The sequence below is a fragment of the Stenotrophomonas sp. YJH_SMC_29 genome (assembly GCF_059371235.1).
In genome coordinates, this window is record NZ_JCAFUK010000002.1 from 196216 (window position 1) to 215718 (window position 19503).

Genomic DNA, 19503 nt, shown 5'->3' on the forward strand with positions numbered 1-19503 from the left:
GTCGGTCAGTCTCGCGATGTTCGCAGTCAGCCCCAATAGATTCGCCTATTTTCACTAACTCATACGAGGCATATCACCATGAACGAGCAAACATCGAATCCCAATGCGACGGCCAAAGAAATAAACGAACAGGCCGCGGTAAGCAGCCTTCCTGTCAGTCCAGAGGCCAAGCCTGAAGTCGTCACGGAGGTACAGCCTGAGGTTCAGAAGGAAACGGACTCGCAGGCGGCAGACAAACGTAAACAAGTCCTCGATGAGGCCGTCTCGGCCTTGGCGCTGACCAAATCTGCGCTGGCCGCACTTGACGGCAAGGACGCTGCACGCGCATTGGCAACGCTGGCCGAAGTGACGGGAAAGCTGGAGCTGATCGTTGCGCGCGAACCCACGCTCGCCCTGGCCCCCGTTGATGTGCGCACCATCGTGCACGACTTGTTCGCCAACACGGAAACCATTGAGGCGATGACCGACGAGGCGCTGGACGCCCTCAAACATGGCGAGGTGCAACAGGCTCGCCACGTGCTGGCTTTGCTGGCCAGTGAAATCGTGATCACGGTCACCAACATCCCTCTGGCGTCCTATCCCGCAGCCGTGAAGGCAGTCGTGCCGCTGATCGATCAGGGCAAGATCGAAGAAGCCAAAGCCGCGCTGCAGTCAGCGCTCAGCACGCTGGTCGAGGAGCGCAGCGTGCTTCCGCTGCCCGCCCTGCGCGCCAGGCTGCTCCTGAAGCGCGCCGAGACCCTGGTAGAAGATGGTCAGCGGAGCGAAGCGTCCAATGAGCGCCTGGAGACATTATTGAACGAAGCGCGGCAGCAGTTGGAAATGGCAGAACTGCTGGGTTATGGAAAGAAGAAGGACTTTGAGCCCCTGTATGCTGAACTCAAGAAAGTCAAGCAAAAGACGGCTGGGGGAGGCGGCGGAAAAGGCTGGCTCGATGAAATCAAGGCAAAGCTGTCCAAGTTGTTCTGAAACCGCTGGATAGGGCGTAAGAGGGGCGCGTCGCGCCCCTCTCTTGGCTCAGGAGTGTTTGCTTTTTCACCCCATTAGATCTTTAGGAGATATAGCATGAACACAGACACCATCGCCAATTCCAATGCGGATGACCCCACCAAAGCACTGTGTTCGCTGAGCCAGAATTGGTGGCTTTTTGCGCTGCGCGGTGTCTTGGCATTGATTTTCGCAGCCCTTGCGTTCTGGATGCCACAATCGGCTCTGTTGGCCATGACCTTAGTGTTCGGCGCATTTTCCTTGGTCAATGGCGCTTTCAACTTGGTTGCAGCGGTGCGCCATATCCAGAAAAAAGAGCGCTGGGGCTGGCTGCTGTTCAGCGGCATTGTCGGCATACTTACCGGCGTCGTCGTCCTGGTTGCTCCTTGGGTCGCCACGATGGTCATGGCTTCTTTTTTATGGGCTAGCGTGGGGTTCTGGGCGATTTTCACCGGTGTGCTGGAGATATCCGCCGCCGTTCGGCTGCGTCAAGAAATCAAGGGTGAAATCTGGCTTGCCTTCAGTGGACTGCTCTCGATTGTCCTTGGCGCTATCGTCTTGTGGATATTTTTTACCCGTCCGGTCGAGTCATTCCTGGCCGCAGGCTGGCTGTTGGGCTTCTATGTGGCAGTCTATGGTGTCACGCTTTTGTTCTTGAGTTGGCGTCTTCGCAAAACGCGCCAGGGATAAGAGCGGGTCAAACTAAATTCTATGGATATGAGCATTTTCGGTTCGTGCCTCCATAGGAATGACATCAAAGGAGTCATGCATGCAGATGCAATATAGCTTTCGAGCTGTCGACAAAGAGTTTCATGAACCATGGCAGAGAGCTTTGGGAAATGTGATCGAGCACGCCCTCAAGCCATTGCTCGACAAACACACTAAAGATTCAGTGCGACTTCAAATCGTCCTTGATCGCGACAAGACCAAGCGGCAATTTCTGGCCAGTGGCTATATGCACCTGCCCGGCAAAAAGACTGTCAGCGTTACTGCATCACATGACGAGCTGACGCCCCTCGCGCAGATGCTCGCACAGTCGTTGTTCCGTCAGGCCAAGAAGCATTTTGACCGGCTGCATGCTCAGGATCAAATCAAGCGCAAAGCACGACGCGAGCGCTTGCGCGAGCTCAAGGTGCGGATTGCCGCAAAACCCGCGTCAGCCGCCCATGAGGCCGAGGCGACCCGAATGCCTCTACTGTCGAAACTTGAGGCTGTCGCAAGGCGTGAGCTGGCTTATCTGCGTGCCGTCGGCGATTTACCGCGCGATTATCCGACGCTGCGCGACGTGGTGGATGAAGCGATTGTCCGAGCTGAGGTGGAATGGCAATCCGTGCCGGAAGAAAAAGCGGCTTACATCGGTCTTCTGAAGCATCTGTTCGCCGTCCTGGATCACGAAGTGGCAAACAGCCGGCAATTTGGCGAATTCGTTTCTCTGGACGCGCCGGTCGAAGCGGATGCCCAGGACGTCGCCGAGGCCATGGTGGAAGAGGAAGTCTTCGAATTTTATCAGCCCGATGACACACTCAGGCTGGCCGATATCATCGCTGACAGTCAGCATCCCGATGCCGCAACGATCGCGGAACAGGAGGAGCTAGTTGATCGGTCGAGCGAGTTCGCTTTTGCATTCGACCTGCTGAAGGACATGCCGCGTTTGTGGCGGCGCATTTTTCTGCTTATCCGTGTGGACGGGCTGGATGCCAGCAGCGTCTCTGAAATCCTGCTGATTCCTGGTCAGGAAGATACTGTCCAAAGGTGGCTCATGCAGGCCGAAGCGTTCATCGCTGCTCATTTGGAAGAGGCCGGAGTAAGCAAAGACGGGAACGATTGGCTCCAAGGCGTTGATTGGTCGGCATTGTCTGTGACCCGAAGCGCGGCAGCCTCACTGTGGTCCAAGGAGGCGAACCATGAAGAATGATCTTCACCTCGTCTGTCCGCATTGCCAGTCCATCAACCGCGTACCGACTGCGAAGCTATCGGAACATCCCAACTGCGGCCGCTGCCAGCAGCCCTTGTTCACGGGCGAACCCATCGAGTTGACCACGGCGACGTTCTCGCGCCACGTGGAGCGCAGCGACCTGCCACTGTTGGTCGATTTCTGGGCACCTTGGTGCGGGCCGTGCAAGATGATGGCCCCGCAGTTCCAGCAAGCGGCGCGCCAGCTCGAACCCAGGGTCAGGCTGGCCAAGGTCAATACCGAGGCAGAACCCCACCTGGCCGCGCAGTTCGGCATCCGCAGCATTCCGACGCTCGCCCTGTTCCAGGGTGGGCGGGAGATCGGGCGTCAGGCCGGCGCCTTGGGCGCGCAGGACATCGTGCGCTGGGCATCTGCACAGGTGGGGCGCTGACCGATGCAGGACTTGCTCGGCGCCACCCTGATCCTGCTGGCGGCATGCAGCCTCGCGGCGGTGGCGACGGCGGCGTTCAGAGTGCCCGCCTTGCTGGGTTACCTCGCCGCCGGCGCCTTACTGGGCCCCTCAGTCACCGGCGTGATCGCGCCGGGAGAAGCGCTTGATTTTCTGTCCGAGCTGGGAGTGGCGCTGCTGCTGTTCATGGTCGGACTGGAATTCTCCCTCGGGCACTTTTGGCTCACTCGCAAGACCGTACTGGTGGCTGGCAGTTTGCAGATGGTCGTTGTGGCCGCACCTCTGACCCTGATGCTGATGGGGTTGGGGCAGCCAGCTCAGAGCGCTGCGCTGCTCGGCGCTGCGGCGGCCATGTCTTCCACGGCGCTGGTCAGCCGGCAGTTGGCCGACCAGGGTGAACTCACCACACGCCATGGCCGCAGCGCCATCGCCGTGCTGGTCTTTCAGGATCTGGCCAGCGTGCCCCTGTTGGCCTTGCTGGCGATCTGGGCGCGCGGCGAGTCGCCGAAGATCGAGAGCGTGCTGTTCGAAGTGTTGGGCGTGCTGATGTTGTTCGCGGCAGCGGCCCTCGCCTCCCGTCGTCTGTTGCATGGCCTGCTGGGCTGGGTGGCGCGGCAGGGCCACGAAGAATCCTTCGTGCTGGTTTCCTTGTGCGTGGTGGTGGCTGCCGCCGCCGCTGCGCACGCCGTCGGCGTATCCGCCGCCCTGGGCGCGTTTCTGGCCGGGATGGTGCTGGGCGAGAGCGACGTCCGGCACCACATGGAAAGCCACCTCAAACCGTTTCGCGATGTGTTGTCGGGGGTGTTCTTCGTGACCATCGGCCTGCAGTTGGACGGAGCGCAGATTCTTTCGGCACCACTGGCGGTGTTCGCGTGGCTGGCAGTGCTGGTACCGGTCAAGATCGGGCTCAACACCCTGGCCTTGCGGGCGACGCGCCTGTCCGCCCTCGATGCCTGGCGCACGGGCATAGCGTTGGGGCATGGCGGCGAGTTCGCCCTGCTGTTGTTGGGCATGGTCTTGCAGCAGCATCTGATCCCCGCGACCGTCGTACAACCCATGCTAGTTGCGCTGGTGCTCAGCATGGCCCTGGCACCGCTACTGATCCGCCATCACGATGTACTTGCCCGGTTCTTGAGCCGCACCGGCGGCGTCATTCAGCCACCCCAGGCTGAAGAAGTCGAGATCGCCGCGCAGACGGCGCGATATCGAGACCATGTCATCGTTTGCGGCGCGGGCGAGCTTGGCCTGACAGTCAGCGAGATTCTTCGCCACGCCGGCGTGGCGCATCTGCTGCTGGAGGCGGACGCGCAGAAGGTCGAGGCCGCGCGTGCCGCCGGCGCGCCGGTGTTCCATGGCGATGCCAGTCGGCCCGATACCTTGCTGGCTGCCGGCTTGACGCATGCGCACATGGTGGTGCTGACGTTCGCCCATGCCCAGCAAGCGTTGCGCATCGCCCAGGCGATTGCCGAGCGCCGTCCGGCGCTGACCTTGTGGGTGTCATGCAGAAGTACGACCGCGGCCGATGCATTTCGCGCCATGCCCAACGTGCGCGTGTATCAGCAATCCTTTGCCGCAGCTATTGGGCTGGCGGAACAGGTGATGTCGACGCTTGGCATGTCGACCGAGCTGATTGAAGGACACATCAGTGCGATGCGCCGCCGTCTCGACAGCGGCAATGTCGCAGGGAGTCCATCTGCATGAAGTCAACAGGCCGCAATCCATTTCAGGTCTTCCGTGACCAATGGGCCATCATGAGTTTATACGAGCGCTTCGAGCAGGTCGTCGCCCTCGTTCTGTCGGCGGTAATTGCCGTCATCATCGTGGTGTCGCTGTTCCAGCTCATCGCCATCGTCTTCACGCTGCTGGTCCTCGATGCCTTCAATCCCCTGGATCACAAGGTATTCCAGAGTGTGTTCGGCATGATCATGACGCTCTTGATCGCGATGGAGTTCAAGCATTCCATTGTGCGCGTGGCGCTGCGTCGGGACAGCATCATCCAGGTCAAGACCGTGATCCTCATCGGTCTGATCGCGCTGGCGCGCAAGTTCGTGATCCTTGACCCCGAGGCGAGCCCCGCAAAGATAGCCGCGCTGGCAGGCGCCACGCTGGCTCTGGGTGCGACCTACTGGCTGCTGCGCAAGCGCGGCGACCGCGCCGCCGAGACCTCTGAGCATGACCCGTCATCATCCCAGTGATCCGCGCACGGCGCTGTTGCAACACCGCTGGCTCAACCGCCTGCAGACCGGGCTGTTGGTCCTGACCCTGGTCGGGATCGCAGCCGCAGCAGGGAGACTGCCGTTTGGGGAAGGCGGCCTGTGGCTCGCGCTGTTTGCCGTTGCAGGTGCGTTGCTGCTGGAACCGGTAGCCGCGTCGGCGCTGAGCTTGCGCCTGTACCGCGTACGGGCCTTGCACCCGCAAGAAGCCCACGAGATGTGGGCCCTGTTGCGCGAGCTGCCCGCCCGTGCCGGTTTGCCCGCCACGCCGGTGCCGCACTATGTGCCCAGTGCCGTCGTCAACGCCTTCGCCACCGGATCGAAGCAGGAGGCATCGATCGCCCTCACCGATGGCCTGCTGCGCAGCCTGAGCCCACGCGAGCTGGCGGGTGTGCTCGCGCACGAGATCGCGCACATCACCAATGAGGATCTGCGCGTCATGAGGCTGGCGGATTCCGTCAGTCGCCTCACGAGCCTGCTGGCCCTCATGGGACAAATCGCGATCCTGCTCAACCTGCCCGCGCTGCTGGTTGGCGCGGCGGAGGTCTATTGGCCTGGTCTATTGTTATTGGCCGCATCGCCCCAGCTGGCCCTGCTCGCACAGCTCGGCTTGTCTCGCGTGCGTGAGTTCGACGCTGACCGCCTCGCGGCGGAACTGACGGGCGACCCGCAGGGGCTGGCGTCCGCGCTGGCGAAAATCGAGCGGGTCAGCCGCTCCTGGCGTGCCTGGCTGTGGCCGGGATGGGGCAATCCCGAGCCCTCCTGCTTGCGCACGCATCCGGCAACGCAAGAGCGTATCGCACGCCTGCTGACGTTGGCGCCTGGGCCAGCATCAGCGTTGCCATTCCACGCGCCCCATTTCTTGCCGGAATCCGCTGTGACGCCGCGCCCGCCGCGCTGGCACCCGAGCGGGCTGTGGCGCTGATTGCCTATCAACAGGAGACTTCTCATGGCCTACCCCGACCCGTACCCACGCCCCGCACCGGACCCCTTCATCCGGCGCTGGCTCTTCATCACCGCCTGTATTGCCACGCTCATGCTGCTGTGGCAGTTCCTGCCCGCCATCGAGGCCTGGTTCAGTCCGCGCGAGGCGGCAGATCGCACCGTGACGGCGCGTGGCGATCTGGCGGCGGACGAGAAAGCCACCATCGAACTGTTCGAAGAATCGCGCGCTTCGGTGGTCTACATCACCACCGCGCAGCTGGTGCGCGACGTCTGGACTCGCAATGTCTTTTCCATGCCGCGCGGCACCGGTTCGGGCTTTATCTGGGACGATGCCGGCCACGTCGTCACCAACTTCCACGTCATCCAGGGTGCTTCTGAAGCCACGGTCAAACTCGCCGATGGCCGCGACTACCAGGCCGCGCTGGTGGGGACGAGCCCAGCGCACGACATCGCCGTGCTCAAGATTGGCGTCGGTTTCAAGCGCCCGCCGGCCGTGCCGGTCGGCACCAGTGCCGACCTCAAGGTGGGTCAGAAGGTGTTCGCTATCGGCAACCCCTTCGGCCTGGACTGGACGCTCACCACCGGCATCGTCTCCGCGCTCGACCGCTCGTTACCCGGAGAAGCGGGCGGCCCGGCCATCGATCACCTGATCCAGACCGACGCCGCCATCAACCCTGGCAACTCCGGTGGGCCGCTGCTCGATTCGGCAGGAAGGCTCATCGGCATCAACACGGCGATCTATAGCCCCTCCGGCGCCTCGGCCGGGATTGGTTTCGCCGTGCCGGTGGACACCGTCATGCGCGTAGTCCCGCAACTCATCAAGACCGGTAAGTACATCCGTCCGGCGCTGGGCATTGAGGTGGACGAACAGCTCAATCAGCGTCTGCTTGCACTGACCGGAAGCAAGGGCGTGTTCGTGTTGCGTGTTACCCCTGGTTCGGCAGCGCACAAGGCCGGCCTCGCGGGTGTCGAAGTCACGCCGCAAGGCATCGTGCCGGGCGACCGCATCATCGATGTTGATGGCAAGGCGACGGACGATGTGGCCAAGCTGCTCGCGCGGCTAGACGACAGGAAGGTCGGCGATGTGGTGGTCTTGTCAGTGGAACGGGCCGGCAAATCGCGCGAGGTGCGTGTGGAGCTGCAACCCGGGAATTGATTGAACTGAACCTGTGGATCAGGCGGTAGTGCAGCGTCGCGGTGATTGAGGTTCTCAGGTCTTCGGCCAGGTAGCGTTCCGCCTCAACCTCCGTAATTTTCGGATGCGATCTGCCTATCCGAATAGGCAAGCATGCAACGCCGGAACCTCTTGCCAATCATCGAAGGAGAAAGCGAGGCGCAATCCGCATGAGGTGGACGCAGGCCAGGAACGAGGCAAACAGGAGGCCGCATTGGAACTCAGACTACTGCGCTATTTCGTTGCGGTCGCGGAAGAACTGCATTTCGCGCGAGCGGCCGAGCGCCTTGGCGTAGAACAATCGCCTGTGTCGCGCGCAATGCGCAATCTCGAAGCCACGCTCGGCGTGCAGTTGTTCGACCGCAGCGCGCACCAGACGCGACTGACCTGGGCCGGTCAAGTGTTCCTCGGTGAGTGCCGGCGTGTGCTGGCCACCGTGGAGCAGGCGGTGAGTGCCGCAAAGGCGGCGGCGCAGGGCTATCAGGGTTATCTGCGCATCGCCATCTGCGACAGCTTGGCGCAGCCCCACATTGCCACCTTGCTGGCGCGCAGCCGCGAGGAAGAGCCCGAACTGGAGATTCGCGTCTTCGAGCTGCCTTTCGCGCAGCAGCTCAAGGGCCTGCACAACGATCTGCTGGACATCGGCTTTGCGCTGTCGGACGCGGTGAGCGAAGGCCTTGTCGCCGAGCCCGTGTGGACCGATCCTCTGTCGGTGATCGTGCCCGTGCGCCACCCCTTGTTGGCGCACGCGGAAGTGCCATTGGATGAAGCCTTGAAGTTTCCGTTGGTACTGTGCCATCCGGACGCGGGATCGGGCTGCCACCACCAGATCCAGGCGGTGCTTCAAGGTGCGTCCAAGCCGCTCAAGCTGGTAGATCAGGTGACGAGCCTAGGCGTGATGCTGACTCTGGTCGGTGCCGGTTATGGCCTAGGTTTCGCCATTGCCTCGCAGGTGCAGACCCTGAACCGCCCCGACATAACCGTTCGCCCCTTGGCCGGCACGCCGCCCATGCTGTCTACCTACCTGCTGCGCCGCAGCGCCGAACCCTCTGAGCCCATGAAGCGGTTTCTGCAGCGCGCCCGCGAGGAGTTCCTGCCAAAGGGAGATGAACCGGCCTCGTGACGTTGAGCGCTCGGGTACATTGGCTACTGCTGGCTGTCCATGGCTCGCACTGGACTTGCTCGGAGCGCGCGTTGACCAAGCGTGGTTTTCAGTCCATAATTATGTCCATCTCGGTTCGCCGAGTGCGGAAAACTCGTTATCAATCAACGAGTTGGGAACACGATGATGTTCCCATCGCCCGCTCCATCCTTCATGACCGCGCCGCATTCCGCCGCGCGGGTTCCTCCAGACTGCCTCAGTACGCCGCGAACACCGCGGCCAACGCGTCCGCGTCCAGCACGCGTCCCTGGGCGCGATCATGCGTGTGCAGGTACCAGACCTCGTCCGGCTCCAAGTGCCGTGTCAGGTGCCACTGGTTGTCCCGGGCCAGAATATCCACCCGTCCCTGGCAGCCAAAGCAGAAGCGGGCCAGAGGCTTGATCGCGGCGGCCTTGCCATTGACGCTCAGGGTCAGTGCGGGGGCCGCGTAGGTTTTCAGTTCCCCGGATGACGGATTCTCGGTGATGGTGACCGTGTCCCGGCGCAGCGTGGCCACCTGTGCCTGCACCAACGGTTGCAGCCACAGCTCGATGGTGTCGAACAGCACATGCAGCGACTGGATCCAGTCCTGGTACTGTTTTTCGACCGCGATGGCCCGGGCCTGTTCCGCATGTGCGGACTGCTGCAGCTTCTGTGCGAGTTGCTCCATTTTCGACATCGGAATTTCCGTTCTGGGGCGGGCTTCCATGGTGATCGGCACGCTTGCTCGCTTCCAGCCGAAAGCGACATTTTCGTAGAACTCCTAGAAGTGCTGCGGCGGTGGCGCGTAACGCTTCAAACTTTTCCCATGGGCAGGCCGGCACTGACCGACTAGCGTGCGCGGATATTGATCAGGAGCTGCCTTCCATGAACTGCCGGGACGACGTCGTCGAGCGCATCCACAGAATCTTTCTTTCCGCCGGCGTCGGCTCGAACAAGCAGCTTGAGGCGGTGCGCGCGCTCGGGCGTGCAGGCGGCCCCAAGGCCGCGCAACTGATCGAGCAGATCTACCAGCAGGCGTTCAGTAATTCCGCCCTGCAGATGGCCTGCGTGGCGGCATTGGGCGAAGCGGCCCACGGCTTCCAGGCCAGCGCTGGACGGGACAGCTGACGCTTCATCCACAACGTTGGTGATCGTCGGCGACGGGCATCATCCGCCCGCCACACGCCCGCGCTATGCTGCGCGCCTGCCGACCGATCCCACTGCGATGAAGCTCGCCATCCTGTCCCGCAACAGCTCTCTGTATTCCACCCGTCGGCTGGTCGAGGCGGCACGCGCGCGGGGCCACACCGTGCGCATCCTGGACCCGTTGCGCTGCTACATGCGCATCGCCGCCGATGGCTTTTCCATGCACTACAAGGGCCGGCCGATGACCGGCGTGGACATGGTCATCCCGCGCATCGGTGCCTCCATCACCCGCTACGGCACCGCCGTGCTGCGCCAGTTCGAACTGATGGGCGCGCGCACGCCCAACCCGTCCGACGCCATCCTGCGTTCGCGCGACAAGCTGCGCGCGCACCAGCTGCTGGCGGCCAAGGGCATCGACATGCCGGTCACCGTGTTCGGCGACAACCCTGATGACACCGTCGACCTGCTGTCCATGCTCGGTCCGCCACCCCATGTGGTGAAGCTCAATGAAGGCACCCAGGGGCGCGGCGTGATCCTGACCGAAAAGGCCAGTGCCTCGCGCGGCATCGTCGAGGCCCTGCGCGGTCTGTACGCCAACTTCCTGATGCAGGAATTCATCGGCGAGGCCAAGGGGGCCGACCTGCGCTGCTTCGTGGTCGGCGACCAGGTGGTGGCGTCGATGCAGCGGCAGGCACCGGAGGGCGACTTCCGCTCCAATCTGCACGCCGGCGGCACCGCCGTGGCGGCCAAGGCCAGCCGTGCCGAGCAGCAGGTGGCGGTGCGCTCGGCCAAGGCACTGGGCCTGTCGGTCTGCGGCGTGGACCTGATCCGCTCCGCGCGCGGCCCGCTGGTGCTGGAGGTCAACTCCACGCCCGGGCTGGAGGGCATCGAAGCGGCCTGCGGGGTCGACGTGGCCACGCGGATCATCGAGCACGTAGAGAAGATCAAAAAGCCCTGATTATTCATGGGGTTGTGATTCTCATGGGTAAATGATCCGCGGCTTTAACGAGGCTTTAATCGACCCCGGCGTATGCTTCAGCAAACCGCAGCTCTGCCTCTCAGCAGGATCGGTATCGGGATACGACTTCAGGCCCAGGCGGGTGCACCGCCTGGGCCTTTTTTATGTCGGTCGGCCCCGTGCCCAAGGTCTCTTGTGGAGGCCGCGTGACGGTCGTAGAGTTGGCCCTTCGTTCCGGGATGGATCGGGAGGTTGGCGATGTACCGCATCATGACGATCGCGTTGCTGCTGGGCCTGTCTGGCGCTGTTGCCGCCAAGCCGGAGAAAGCTGCTGTACAGATGGACCGGCAGGGCTCGGTCGCCGAACAGATGCGGCAGGTGGAAACCGCCCTGGCTGCCCCCGACTATGCCGAACTGTCTGCCGAGGATCGCGGCCAGGTGCAGCAGTCGCTGTCGCGCATCCGCCAGCACCTGGGCGAGCGCCAGACCGTGCAGGAACTGCCGCCGCAGCTGCAGGCCGAGGTCTTCAACGAGCAGGAACGCATCAACACCCTGTTGGCGCGCGGCCACGAAGACAGCCGGCAGATCTGCAAGTACGAACGCACCACCGGCAGCAACATGCCCAGGAGCCGCTGTCTGACCGTGGCCGAACGGCGCCGGATCGAGGAGAAGGGCAAGGCGCTGATCAACGACCAGCGCAGCTACAACATGCTCAGCCCACCGCCCGCCGGGCGTTGAGCGCGCACGGGCCTGTGGTCTCGCCGACCGTGCCGTGACGGCGCATCGGCGATAGCGCAGGATCGATTTCCACTCATGGAAGAACCTGGAGGTAACGATGCAGCGCATGATTCCCGTCGCCCTGATGCTGGGGCTGGCACTGGCCACCACCGCCCACGCCAAGCCCGAGAAGGCACAGGTGAAGTTCGACGCCAATGCACCGGTGGCCGAACAGATCCGCAGCGTTGAGGCGGCCATCAACAGCGAGGACTACAGCGAGATCGGGCTGGAAGACAAGAGCCGCGTGCAGCAGGCGCTGGGCCGCATCAAGATCAAGATGGGCGACCACGAACGCATCGAACAGGTCAGCCCGCAGGACCGCACCCAGATCTTCAACGACCAGGAAGTGATCAACACGATCATGACCCGCGCCCACGCCGACAGCCGCATGGTCTGCCGTCGCGAGCGCACCACCGGCAGCAACATGCCGCAGAGCGTCTGCCTGACCGTGGCCCAGCGCCGCAAGGCGGAGGAAGACAGCCGCAAGGCGCTCAACGACGGCCAGCGCTTCAACAACTACAAGCCCTGAGCACTGTCGCGCGGGCCGCGCGCGGCCATCGGTCACCCTGCCGTGCGTCCCTTGTGGACGCATCGGCGGAACCGTAAAGTCGAGACCCTATTCATGGACGAACATGGAGCTCGTCATGTACCGCAACACTACGCTCGCCCTGATGCTGTCGCTCGGCCTGGTGGCCACCGTGCAGGCCAAGGCGCAGAAGGACACCGTGCAGATGGATTCCTTCACCCCGGTGTCCGAGCAGATCCGCCGCGTCGAAACGGCCATGGGCAGCGAGGACTACAGTGAAATCGGGCTGGAGGACAAGAGTCGCGTGCAGCAGGCGCTGAACCGGATCCGGATCAAGATGAATGGCCGCGAGAAGGTGGATGAGCTGGCGGCGCAGGAGCGCAACGACCTGTTCAACGAGCAGGAGATCGTCAATACCATCATGACCCGTGCCCAGGCCGACAGCCGCATGATCTGCCGTCGCGAGCGCCTCACCGGCAGCAACATGCCGACCAGTGTCTGCCTGACCGTGGCCCAGCGTCGCAAGGCCCAGGAAGACAGCCGCCAGGCGTTGACCGACCAGCAGCGCATCAGCCGCTGACCCGCCGCCGCAGGGGCCTCGCCCGGTGTCGCCCCGTCGGTACGAAATGTTAAGAATGGAACCTGTATCGTTCAGCAGGTAGACGTCGCGTCCACCCGCACAGGGGCATCCTGAGCGGGTGGGCCTGGCCCCCCGACGACCCTTCAAGAACCAGAGGTCCCAGTGCGCATTCTCGTAATCGAAGACAACAGCGACATCGCCGCCAACCTTGGCGACTACCTTGAGGATCGTGGCCACACCGTGGACTTCGCCGCCGACGGCGTGACCGGCCTGCATCTGGCCGTGGTCCACGAGTTCGACGCCATCGTGCTGGACCTGAACCTGCCGGGCATGGATGGCATCGAAGTGTGCCGCAAGCTGCGCAACGAAGCGCGCAAGCAGACCCCGGTACTGATGTTGACCGCCCGCGACTCGCTGGACAACAAGCTGGCCGGTTTCGATTCCGGTGCCGATGACTACCTGATCAAGCCGTTCGCGCTGCAGGAAGTGGAAGTGCGCTTGAACGCGCTGTCGCGCCGCGGCAAGGGCGTGCAGACCCGCGTGCTGGAAACCGGCGACCTGGAATACAACCTGGACACGCTGGAGGTGCGTCGCCAGGGCAAGCTGCTGCAGCTCAACCCGACCGCGCTGAAGATCCTGCAGGCCCTGATGGAAGCCGCGCCGGCCGTGGTCACCCGCCAGGAGCTGGAGACCCGCGTCTGGGGCGAAGAGCTGCCCGACTCGGATTCGCTGCGCGTCCACATCCACGGCCTGCGTGCAGTGGTCGACAAGCCGTTTGAAGTGCCGCTGATCCAGACCCGCCATGGCATCGGATACCGCATCGCCACCCCGGAAGCCTGATTCCGTGGCAACCAAGGGGGAGCGCCGGCGTTCGCCGTATCGGCGGCGCCTGCGCAGCCGCATCATCGTCTCGTTCGTGTTGTTGGGCTTCTGCCTGACGACACTGTTCGCGTTCGCCACCAACTGGGCCCGCATGCGCGTGGAAAACCAGCTGGTCGAAGATGTGATGAACCGCAACATCAACGAGTACGTGCGGCGGTTCTACGAGAGCCCCGACCGCAACCCCGACCTGCCCGTGCAGCAGATGCGTGCGCGCCTGGTCAAGCCTGACAAGTTCGAGGCGTTGCGCGAAGAAGAGCCGGATTGGGCCGCGCTGCCCGATGGCAATCACAACATCTCTGGCGTGGACGAGCGCGGGCAACCTTATGCGTACAAGCTGGCCGTGCGCAAAACACCCGACGCCTGGGCGTTCCTGGCCTACGACATGACCGACAGCGTGCGCGGTGGGCAGCAGCTCAACCGCGCGCTGGTGCTGTCGGTGCTGGTGTTCAGCCTGCTGTCGCTGGTGCTGGGCTGGTGGTCGGCATCGAAGGTGATGAAGCCGGTCTCGGACCTGGCCGCGCGGTTGCGCGCCTATCGCGGCGGCACCAGCGAGCCCGAGCCGCTGGCGCCGCGTTTCCCCGATGACGAAGTGGGGCAGCTGGCGCAGGCGCTGGATGACTATTCGTCGCGGCTGACCGAAGTGGTGCAGCGTGACCGTGAGTTCAATGCCGACGTCAGCCACGAGCTGCGCACGCCGCTGGCGGTGATCCGTGGCGCCACCGAGCTGCTGCTGACCCGACCCGGCCTGGATGAGAAGGTGCTGCAGCGTCTGCAGCGCATCCAGCGTGCCGAACAGCAGTGCAGCGACCTGATCGGCGCGCTGCTGCTGCTGTCGCGCAACGAACGCGGGCAGGGCACCAGCAACGTCGCCCGCGTGGCCGAACAGCTGCTGGATGCGCACCGCGCACAGCTGGGCGGCAAGCCGCTGGAGCTGGTACTGGAAGGCGAGCGCAACCTGGTGATCGATGCGCCGGAGGCGGCCTTGTCGGTTGCGCTGGGCAACCTGATCGGCAACGCGGTGAAATACTCGCAGGATGGCGAGGTGCGCGTCTTTGTCGGCAGCAATTCGGTGTCGGTGACCGACAGCGGCCCGGGCCTGAGCGAAGAGGACGCCGCCAAGCTGTTCCAGCGCGGCTATCGCGGTACGCACGCCGGTCATTCACAGGGCGGTGGCATCGGCCTGTCGATCGTCAGCCGCCTGTGCGATCTGTATGGCTGGCAGGTCAGCGTGCGCCCCGGTGGCGAGCGCGGCGTGATCGCCACGCTGACGTTCTCGCCGAAGCCGTTGTAAGGGCGCCTGCTTGGGTGGGTGCCGACCTTGGTCGGCACGAATCCTGCCGACCTCACAACGCGCCCTGTGTCGCTAGTGCCATCGAATTAACTTCGCAGGCGTGATGGACCAGAAGCCCAACACGACATCACCGTGACCGTTGCCACGTAGCGCGCGTGTCCGCATGCACGCATTCGTACCCCCAACTGCGGCTTGAGAATTTCCTTACAGATCACAGCGCTACGTGATGGCCAGATGGGTCGGCCGGGGCAGGTGCCCTGGCCGGGATTGGCGTCCTGAAAAAAACCTTCAACTCAAGCGCTCCGGGTGGGCTGCGGCTCATCATGGACAATGCACCGCCTGCCTTGTTTCGGCGGATGGTGCGTGGGGATTCATCAGAATCCGCTGGAGTCTTTTTCCTCGCGCTTGAGTTGTTGGGTCTCCGGTACGCCAACCCGCACCGTCCGCCACCTCGCATCCGCAGGTGGCTCGTCGTCTGCGAGGAGATTCACCATGTCCGCACGCCCCTTGTTCCCCCAACTGCATGCCCTGATCGGCGAAGCCGCTGACCTGCTGCCGGCCGACGTCGCCGAGCGCATCGAAACCCTGCTCGACGATCCGAAGGACCTGCTGCCCGCGCTGCTGGCCCGCATGGATGGCCGCGACGCAGCCGACGGGCGGCGATTGGAAGCACAGGGCCTCAGCCCTGCCCAGGCGGCCACCATGGCCGGCCTCAGCCGCACCCTGGCCGGCTTGAATGCACTCATGCAGGTGCTGCACGCCGCCGAAGCCGCCCGCGAACAGGGCGGCGCCCACCAGCAGCTCAGTCCGGATGTCGTCGACGGCCTGCTGCTCGGCGCCCGCGAACTGGCCCGCTACGCCCGCCTGCAGCTGGAGTAGATCCACGCCATGCGTGGATGCGCTTCGGTAGTGCCGGCCGCTGGCCGGCAACCAGGCCTCAACCCCCAGCCAACCCCAGATAGCGCTCATGCAGCGCTTCCACCTGCGCCTGCAGGTCTTCCGGGTGGCCATCGTTGACCACCACATCATCGGCCAGCGCCAACCGCTGCGCGCGGCTGGCCTGGGCGGCGATCATCTTGTTGGCCAGCGCGGCGTCGATGCCGTCGCGCTGCATCAGCCGGGCGTGCTGCACCGCTTCGGGCGCATCCACCAGCAATACCCGGTCCAGCCACGGGTAGGCCTGCCGCCCACCGACCTCGGTCAGCAGCGGGATGGCGGCAATCGCATAGGGACTGGTGGCCTGCACGCACTGCTGTTGCATCAGCAGGCGAATGGCCGGGTGGGTGATCGCTTCCAGCTCGGCCCGTTCGGTCGGGTCGGCGAATACATGGGCACGCAGGCGCGCCCGGTCCAGGCTACCATCCGCCTGCAGCATGCCGGCGCCGAAGCGCTCGGCGATACGGCCCAGGGCGGGGCTGCCGGCAGCGACCACCGCGCGGGCGGCCAGGTCGGCGTCGGCCACCACGATGCCCAGCGCCTCGAAGCGCCGGGTCACCTCGCTCTTGCCGGCGGCAATGCCGCCGGTCAGGCCAACCACATACCGGCTCATGGGGATTCCCCTCAGCGCAGTCCGCTCATCACCAGGTACTGCTCCACCACGGGCGCGCCCCACATGAAGTACAGCCAGCCCGCGATGGCCAGGTAGGGGCCGAACGGGATCGGCGTGGCGCGGTCACGGCCCCGGGTGTACAGCCAGATCGAACCGATGATGGCGCCCAGCACCGACGACAGCAGGATGATCGGCAGGATGCCCTTCAGCCCGCACCACGCGCCGAGGGCGGCCAGCAGCTTGAAATCGCCGTGGCCCATGCCTTCCTTGCCGGTCAACTGCTTGAACAGCCACCAGACCATCCACAGCGACAGATAGCCCACCGCCGCGCCGACCAAGGCAGGCTTGGCCGGCATGTACAGGTTGTCGATGTTGCCTATCAGGCCCAGCCACATCAGTGGCAGGGTCAACTGGTCGGGCAGCAGCTGGGTGCGCAGGTCGATGCCGGACAAGGCGATCAGGAAGCAGGTCAGCACGATGGCGCCGAAGCCCTGCCAGCCGAAGCCGAACTGCCAGACGCAGGCCAGCACCAGCACCGAGGTCAGGGCCTCGACCAGCGGGTACTGCAGCGAGATCGGCGCCTTGCAATGGCGGCACTTGCCGCCCTGGATGATCCAGCTGAACAGCGGGATGTTCTCGTACCAGCTCAGCTTGTGCTTGCAGTGCGGGCAGTGCGAGGGCTCGACCACGATCCCCGGTGGCGGGGGCTCGTAGAAGTCCGGTTCTTCCAGGACCTCGCGCGCATCGCGCTTCCACTGCCACTCCAGCCGCTTGGGCAGGCGCAGGATGACGACGTTGAGGAAACTGCCCAGCAGCAGTCCCAGGGCGGCCGCGGCGGGGTAGCCGAGGCCGGGATGCTGGTCGAGAAATGCCATTGATACCTTTAGCCGACGACGGCGCCGAGTTTGAAGATGGGCAGGTACATGCCGATGACCATACCGCCAACGACGATACCGATGAAGATCATGATCATCGGTTCGAGCAGGCTGCTTAGCGCATCCACGGCATTGTTGACCTCCTGTTCATAGTACTCGGCAACCTTGAACAGCATGGCATCCAAGGCGCCAGCTTCTTCACCGATGCCGGTCATCTGGATGACCATATGGGGGAACAGGTTCTGCTGCTTCATGGCCATGTTGACCGGATAGCCGACCGATACATCATCGCGCATGCGCAGGACGGCTTCCTCATAGACCTTGTTGCCGGTCGCGCCTGCAACGATACCCAGCGCTTCCACCAACGGCACACCGGCCCTAAAGGTGACCGCAGTTGTACGAGCAAATCGGGCGATGGCGCTGTTATTCATGATCTCGCCGATCACAGGCACTTTCAGAATCAGCCTGTCGAATGTGTGCTGCATCTTTGGAGAGCGGTTATAGCTCATGAACAGCGCAACGCCTGACCCAATCAGCACGATCGCCATCAGCCACCACCACGAAACCATGAAACGCGAGGCGGTCACGATCATCTGAGTGAATGCTGGCAGCTCAGCGCCGAAGCCCTTGAAGACTTCTTCAAACTGCGGAACGACAAAGATCAGCATGATGGTGCTGACCAGCAAGGCGACCACTACCACCATGGCGGGATAGAACAGTGCCTTCTTGATTTTGCCCTTCAGGGCTTCAATGTTCTCTTTATAGTTGGCGATGGTGTCAAGCACAGTCTCAAGCACACCAGCACCTTCGCCCGCGCGCACCAAATTTCGATAGAGTTCGTCGAACTGCACAGGATGCTTGCTGATGGCCTCGTAAAGAGAAGATCCGCCTTCGATGTCGGTGCGGATGTTGTCGACCATCTTCTTCATGCGCGGGTTCTTATGCCCGCTCCCAATGATCTCCAGCGCCGCGACAATCGGCACGCCGGACTTCATCATTGTGGCCATCTGGCGACTGAAGAACGCCACGTCCTTGGCTCCTACCGCCTTGCCTGCTGCCCCAAACAGCGGTTTGGGCTTGGCCTTGACTTGGCCAGGGGTGATTCCTTGGCGGCGGAGTTCGGCGCGCAGCAGGTTGGCATTCTTCGCCAACTGTTCGCCCTTCATCTTGATCCCCCGCTTGTCGGTCCCCTCCCAGACAAACGGCTGCAGTTCCATGGTGGAGCGAGCCACCGGGTCCTTCTTCATAGCACTACGACTGACTGACATGTTGTCTCCCCGGCCCGTCATCCCCAGACGGGCATTCTGAGGCGATGGTATCCGGTTCGGGGGCGTCTGGGCAGCGGTTGCCCGCTGGAGCGTGTGAATTCGTGTCGGCCACTGACCAAAGGTGACACACTGCGTCACATTGCTGCGTCCATCGCAGATTCGCATCGGGGGGGTTCCCATCCGTGAAATAGCTGCCATCATGGGCGCGGGGAAATCCAGGGGGAGGCGTGCCGGGGTTGGCACGCAACCTGCGTTGATCCACCCGCAGGGGGCAGGACCCGCTCAGCTGGCCGTCGGCCAGACCGATCCTGTGCTCTGAAATCAACCACCACTATCTTGGGGATGTACCAAATGAAGAACCAGAAGGGCTTCACCCTTATCGAACTGATGATCGTCGTTGCGATCATCGCCATCCTGGCCGCCATCGCCCTGCCGGCTTACCAGGACTACCTGATCCGTTCGCAGGTGTCCGAAGGTCTGACCCTGACCTCCGGTGCCAAGTCTGCAGTAGCCGAGACCTACTCCAACACCGGCGCATTCCCGGCGGACAATGCCGCTGCTGGTCTGGAGGCCAAGGCCAACATCAAGGGCAAGTATGTGACCGGCGTTGAAGTCAAGAACAACGTCATCACCGCTACCTTCGGTAACGACGCTAACTCCAAGATTGCGGGCGGTTCGCTGACCCTGACCGGCACCGACAACAATGGCTCCATCTCGTGGGCTTGCGCCGGCGATGGCACCAAGGTTGCTGCAAAGTACCTGCCGAAGGCTTGCCGCTGATTTAGCGCTTGCCGGATACGGCCAAGTGGCAAACAAGGCCCGGCAATGCCGGGCCTTGTTATTTTAGGG

Annotated in this window: 22 protein-coding genes; 18 read left to right on the top strand and 4 right to left on the bottom strand. The window is 63.4% G+C overall.

Annotation, left to right across the window (positions count from 1 at the left end; genetic code table 11):
* Positions 1-78 precede the first annotated feature (78 nt).
* The 9 genes from yfdX2 to AC5P9I_RS04085 all read left to right on the top strand — a co-directional run bounded on the left by yfdX2 (position 79) and on the right by AC5P9I_RS04085 (position 8802).
* Entirely contained in the window at positions 79-966 is an 888-nt protein-coding gene (gene yfdX2 / locus AC5P9I_RS04045) for a heat resistance protein YfdX2 (RefSeq protein ID WP_023657743.1), read from the top strand.
* Between the two features lie 96 nt (positions 967-1062).
* On the top strand, positions 1063-1674 hold the full coding sequence (gene hdeD-GI, locus AC5P9I_RS04050) for a heat resistance membrane protein HdeD-GI (protein ID WP_495217224.1): 612 nt from the start codon (positions 1063-1065) through the stop codon (positions 1672-1674).
* A gap of 79 nt (positions 1675-1753) precedes the next feature.
* On the top strand, positions 1754-2899 hold the full coding sequence (locus AC5P9I_RS04055) for a hypothetical protein (protein ID WP_329953855.1): 1146 nt from the start codon (positions 1754-1756) through the stop codon (positions 2897-2899).
* Positions 2889-3329: a heat resistance system thioredoxin Trx-GI gene (gene trx-GI / locus AC5P9I_RS04060; RefSeq protein WP_012761376.1), complete on the top strand. Its 441-nt coding sequence runs from the start codon at positions 2889-2891 to the stop codon at positions 3327-3329. The genes AC5P9I_RS04055 and trx-GI overlap by 11 nt, the downstream gene beginning before the upstream one ends.
* A gap of 3 nt (positions 3330-3332) precedes the next feature.
* Entirely contained in the window at positions 3333-5048 is a 1716-nt protein-coding gene (gene kefB-GI, locus AC5P9I_RS04065) for a heat resistance system K+/H+ antiporter KefB-GI (RefSeq protein ID WP_329953856.1), read from the top strand.
* Positions 5045-5542, top strand: a complete 498-nt coding sequence (gene psiE-GI / locus AC5P9I_RS04070; RefSeq protein ID WP_012761374.1) for a heat resistance protein PsiE-GI — start codon at positions 5045-5047, stop codon at positions 5540-5542. Before kefB-GI ends, psiE-GI begins: the two co-directional genes overlap by 4 nt.
* On the top strand, positions 5520-6485 hold the full coding sequence (locus AC5P9I_RS04075; RefSeq protein WP_012761373.1) for a zinc metalloprotease HtpX: 966 nt from the start codon (positions 5520-5522) through the stop codon (positions 6483-6485). The genes psiE-GI and AC5P9I_RS04075 overlap by 23 nt, the downstream gene beginning before the upstream one ends.
* Before the next feature lie 24 nt (positions 6486-6509).
* Positions 6510-7661: a S1C family serine protease gene (locus AC5P9I_RS04080; RefSeq protein WP_012761372.1), complete on the top strand. Its 1152-nt coding sequence runs from the start codon at positions 6510-6512 to the stop codon at positions 7659-7661.
* A gap of 232 nt (positions 7662-7893) precedes the next feature.
* Positions 7894-8802, top strand: coding sequence for a LysR family transcriptional regulator (locus tag AC5P9I_RS04085; RefSeq protein WP_003141085.1), 909 nt, complete (start codon positions 7894-7896; stop codon positions 8800-8802).
* Between the two features lie 235 nt (positions 8803-9037).
* Here AC5P9I_RS04085 and AC5P9I_RS04090 read toward each other — a convergent pair whose 3' ends face one another.
* A complete protein-coding gene (locus tag AC5P9I_RS04090) occupies positions 9038-9541 on the bottom strand; it encodes a hypothetical protein (protein ID WP_130767791.1) in 504 nt (167 codons plus the stop codon).
* Positions 9542-9687: 146 nt separating this feature from the next.
* Between AC5P9I_RS04090 and AC5P9I_RS04095 the strand changes: the two genes are divergently transcribed.
* The 8 genes from AC5P9I_RS04095 to AC5P9I_RS04130 all read left to right on the top strand — a co-directional run bounded on the left by AC5P9I_RS04095 (position 9688) and on the right by AC5P9I_RS04130 (position 15841).
* Positions 9688-9930: a hypothetical protein gene (locus tag AC5P9I_RS04095; RefSeq protein WP_049466030.1), complete on the top strand. Its 243-nt coding sequence runs from the start codon at positions 9688-9690 to the stop codon at positions 9928-9930.
* 97 nt (positions 9931-10027) lie between these two features.
* Positions 10028-10906 (top strand): 30S ribosomal protein S6--L-glutamate ligase, encoded by an 879-nt coding sequence (gene rimK, locus AC5P9I_RS04100; protein ID WP_005418651.1) that lies wholly within the window; start codon positions 10028-10030, stop codon positions 10904-10906.
* Between the two features lie 258 nt (positions 10907-11164).
* A complete protein-coding gene (locus AC5P9I_RS04105; protein WP_049466032.1) occupies positions 11165-11644 on the top strand; it encodes a hypothetical protein in 480 nt (159 codons plus the stop codon).
* A gap of 97 nt (positions 11645-11741) precedes the next feature.
* Positions 11742-12212 (top strand): hypothetical protein, encoded by a 471-nt coding sequence (locus tag AC5P9I_RS04110; protein WP_049466034.1) that lies wholly within the window; start codon positions 11742-11744, stop codon positions 12210-12212.
* A gap of 115 nt (positions 12213-12327) precedes the next feature.
* The gene (locus AC5P9I_RS04115) at positions 12328-12789 is read left to right on the top strand and encodes a hypothetical protein (protein WP_049466036.1); all 462 of its coding nucleotides are present in this window, start codon (positions 12328-12330) and stop codon (positions 12787-12789) included.
* 162 nt (positions 12790-12951) lie between these two features.
* Complete coding sequence (locus AC5P9I_RS04120; protein ID WP_005410804.1) at positions 12952-13629, top strand: response regulator transcription factor; 678 nt, start codon at positions 12952-12954, stop codon at positions 13627-13629.
* Complete coding sequence (locus tag AC5P9I_RS04125) at positions 13592-14962, top strand: sensor histidine kinase (protein ID WP_049466038.1); 1371 nt, start codon at positions 13592-13594, stop codon at positions 14960-14962. Before AC5P9I_RS04120 ends, AC5P9I_RS04125 begins: the two co-directional genes overlap by 38 nt.
* A 492-nt stretch (positions 14963-15454) precedes the next feature.
* A complete protein-coding gene (locus tag AC5P9I_RS04130) occupies positions 15455-15841 on the top strand; it encodes a hypothetical protein (RefSeq protein WP_049442671.1) in 387 nt (128 codons plus the stop codon).
* 58 nt (positions 15842-15899) lie between these two features.
* On the opposite strand, the gene coaE is transcribed toward AC5P9I_RS04130, so the two are convergent.
* From coaE to AC5P9I_RS04145, 3 genes are read right to left on the bottom strand one after another with little or no spacing between them, the layout of a single operon-like run.
* Positions 15900-16511, bottom strand: a complete 612-nt coding sequence (gene coaE / locus AC5P9I_RS04135; RefSeq protein ID WP_130767792.1) for a dephospho-CoA kinase — start codon at positions 16509-16511, stop codon at positions 15900-15902.
* Between the two features lie 11 nt (positions 16512-16522).
* Positions 16523-17386 (bottom strand): prepilin peptidase, encoded by an 864-nt coding sequence (locus AC5P9I_RS04140; RefSeq protein WP_049416956.1) that lies wholly within the window; start codon positions 17384-17386, stop codon positions 16523-16525.
* A gap of 8 nt (positions 17387-17394) precedes the next feature.
* Positions 17395-18654 (bottom strand): type II secretion system F family protein, encoded by a 1260-nt coding sequence (locus AC5P9I_RS04145; protein WP_130767793.1) that lies wholly within the window; start codon positions 18652-18654, stop codon positions 17395-17397.
* A gap of 351 nt (positions 18655-19005) precedes the next feature.
* On the opposite strand from AC5P9I_RS04145, the gene AC5P9I_RS04150 reads away from it, so the two are divergent.
* Positions 19006-19434, top strand: a complete 429-nt coding sequence (locus AC5P9I_RS04150) for a pilin (RefSeq protein ID WP_130767794.1) — start codon at positions 19006-19008, stop codon at positions 19432-19434.
* The last annotated feature ends 69 nt before the right edge of the window (positions 19435-19503 follow it).

Bases quoted from the DNA above. Each gene is read 5' to 3' on its own strand.
- yfdX2 (WP_023657743.1), top strand. From the start codon at position 79: ATGAACGAGCAAACATCGAATCCCAATGCGACGGCCAAAGAAATAAAC.
- hdeD-GI (WP_495217224.1), top strand. From the start codon at position 1,063: ATGAACACAGACACCATCGCCAATTCCAATGCGGATGACCCCACCAAA.
- AC5P9I_RS04055 (WP_329953855.1), top strand. From the start codon at position 1,754: ATGCAGATGCAATATAGCTTTCGAGCTGTCGACAAAGAGTTTCATGAA.
- trx-GI (WP_012761376.1), top strand. From the start codon at position 2,889: ATGAAGAATGATCTTCACCTCGTCTGTCCGCATTGCCAGTCCATCAAC.
- kefB-GI (WP_329953856.1), top strand. From the start codon at position 3,333: ATGCAGGACTTGCTCGGCGCCACCCTGATCCTGCTGGCGGCATGCAGC.
- psiE-GI (WP_012761374.1), top strand. From the start codon at position 5,045: ATGAAGTCAACAGGCCGCAATCCATTTCAGGTCTTCCGTGACCAATGG.
- AC5P9I_RS04075 (WP_012761373.1), top strand. From the start codon at position 5,520: ATGACCCGTCATCATCCCAGTGATCCGCGCACGGCGCTGTTGCAACAC.
- AC5P9I_RS04080 (WP_012761372.1), top strand. From the start codon at position 6,510: ATGGCCTACCCCGACCCGTACCCACGCCCCGCACCGGACCCCTTCATC.
- AC5P9I_RS04095 (WP_049466030.1), top strand. From the start codon at position 9,688: ATGAACTGCCGGGACGACGTCGTCGAGCGCATCCACAGAATCTTTCTT.
- rimK (WP_005418651.1), top strand. From the start codon at position 10,028: ATGAAGCTCGCCATCCTGTCCCGCAACAGCTCTCTGTATTCCACCCGT.
- AC5P9I_RS04105 (WP_049466032.1), top strand. From the start codon at position 11,165: ATGTACCGCATCATGACGATCGCGTTGCTGCTGGGCCTGTCTGGCGCT.
- AC5P9I_RS04110 (WP_049466034.1), top strand. From the start codon at position 11,742: ATGCAGCGCATGATTCCCGTCGCCCTGATGCTGGGGCTGGCACTGGCC.
- AC5P9I_RS04115 (WP_049466036.1), top strand. From the start codon at position 12,328: ATGTACCGCAACACTACGCTCGCCCTGATGCTGTCGCTCGGCCTGGTG.
- AC5P9I_RS04125 (WP_049466038.1), top strand. From the start codon at position 13,592: ATGGCATCGGATACCGCATCGCCACCCCGGAAGCCTGATTCCGTGGCA.
- AC5P9I_RS04130 (WP_049442671.1), top strand. From the start codon at position 15,455: ATGTCCGCACGCCCCTTGTTCCCCCAACTGCATGCCCTGATCGGCGAA.
- coaE (WP_130767792.1), bottom strand. From the start codon at position 16,511: ATGAGCCGGTATGTGGTTGGCCTGACCGGCGGCATTGCCGCCGGCAAG.
- AC5P9I_RS04140 (WP_049416956.1), bottom strand. From the start codon at position 17,386: ATGGCATTTCTCGACCAGCATCCCGGCCTCGGCTACCCCGCCGCGGCC.
- AC5P9I_RS04145 (WP_130767793.1), bottom strand. From the start codon at position 18,654: ATGTCAGTCAGTCGTAGTGCTATGAAGAAGGACCCGGTGGCTCGCTCC.
- AC5P9I_RS04150 (WP_130767794.1), top strand. From the start codon at position 19,006: ATGAAGAACCAGAAGGGCTTCACCCTTATCGAACTGATGATCGTCGTT.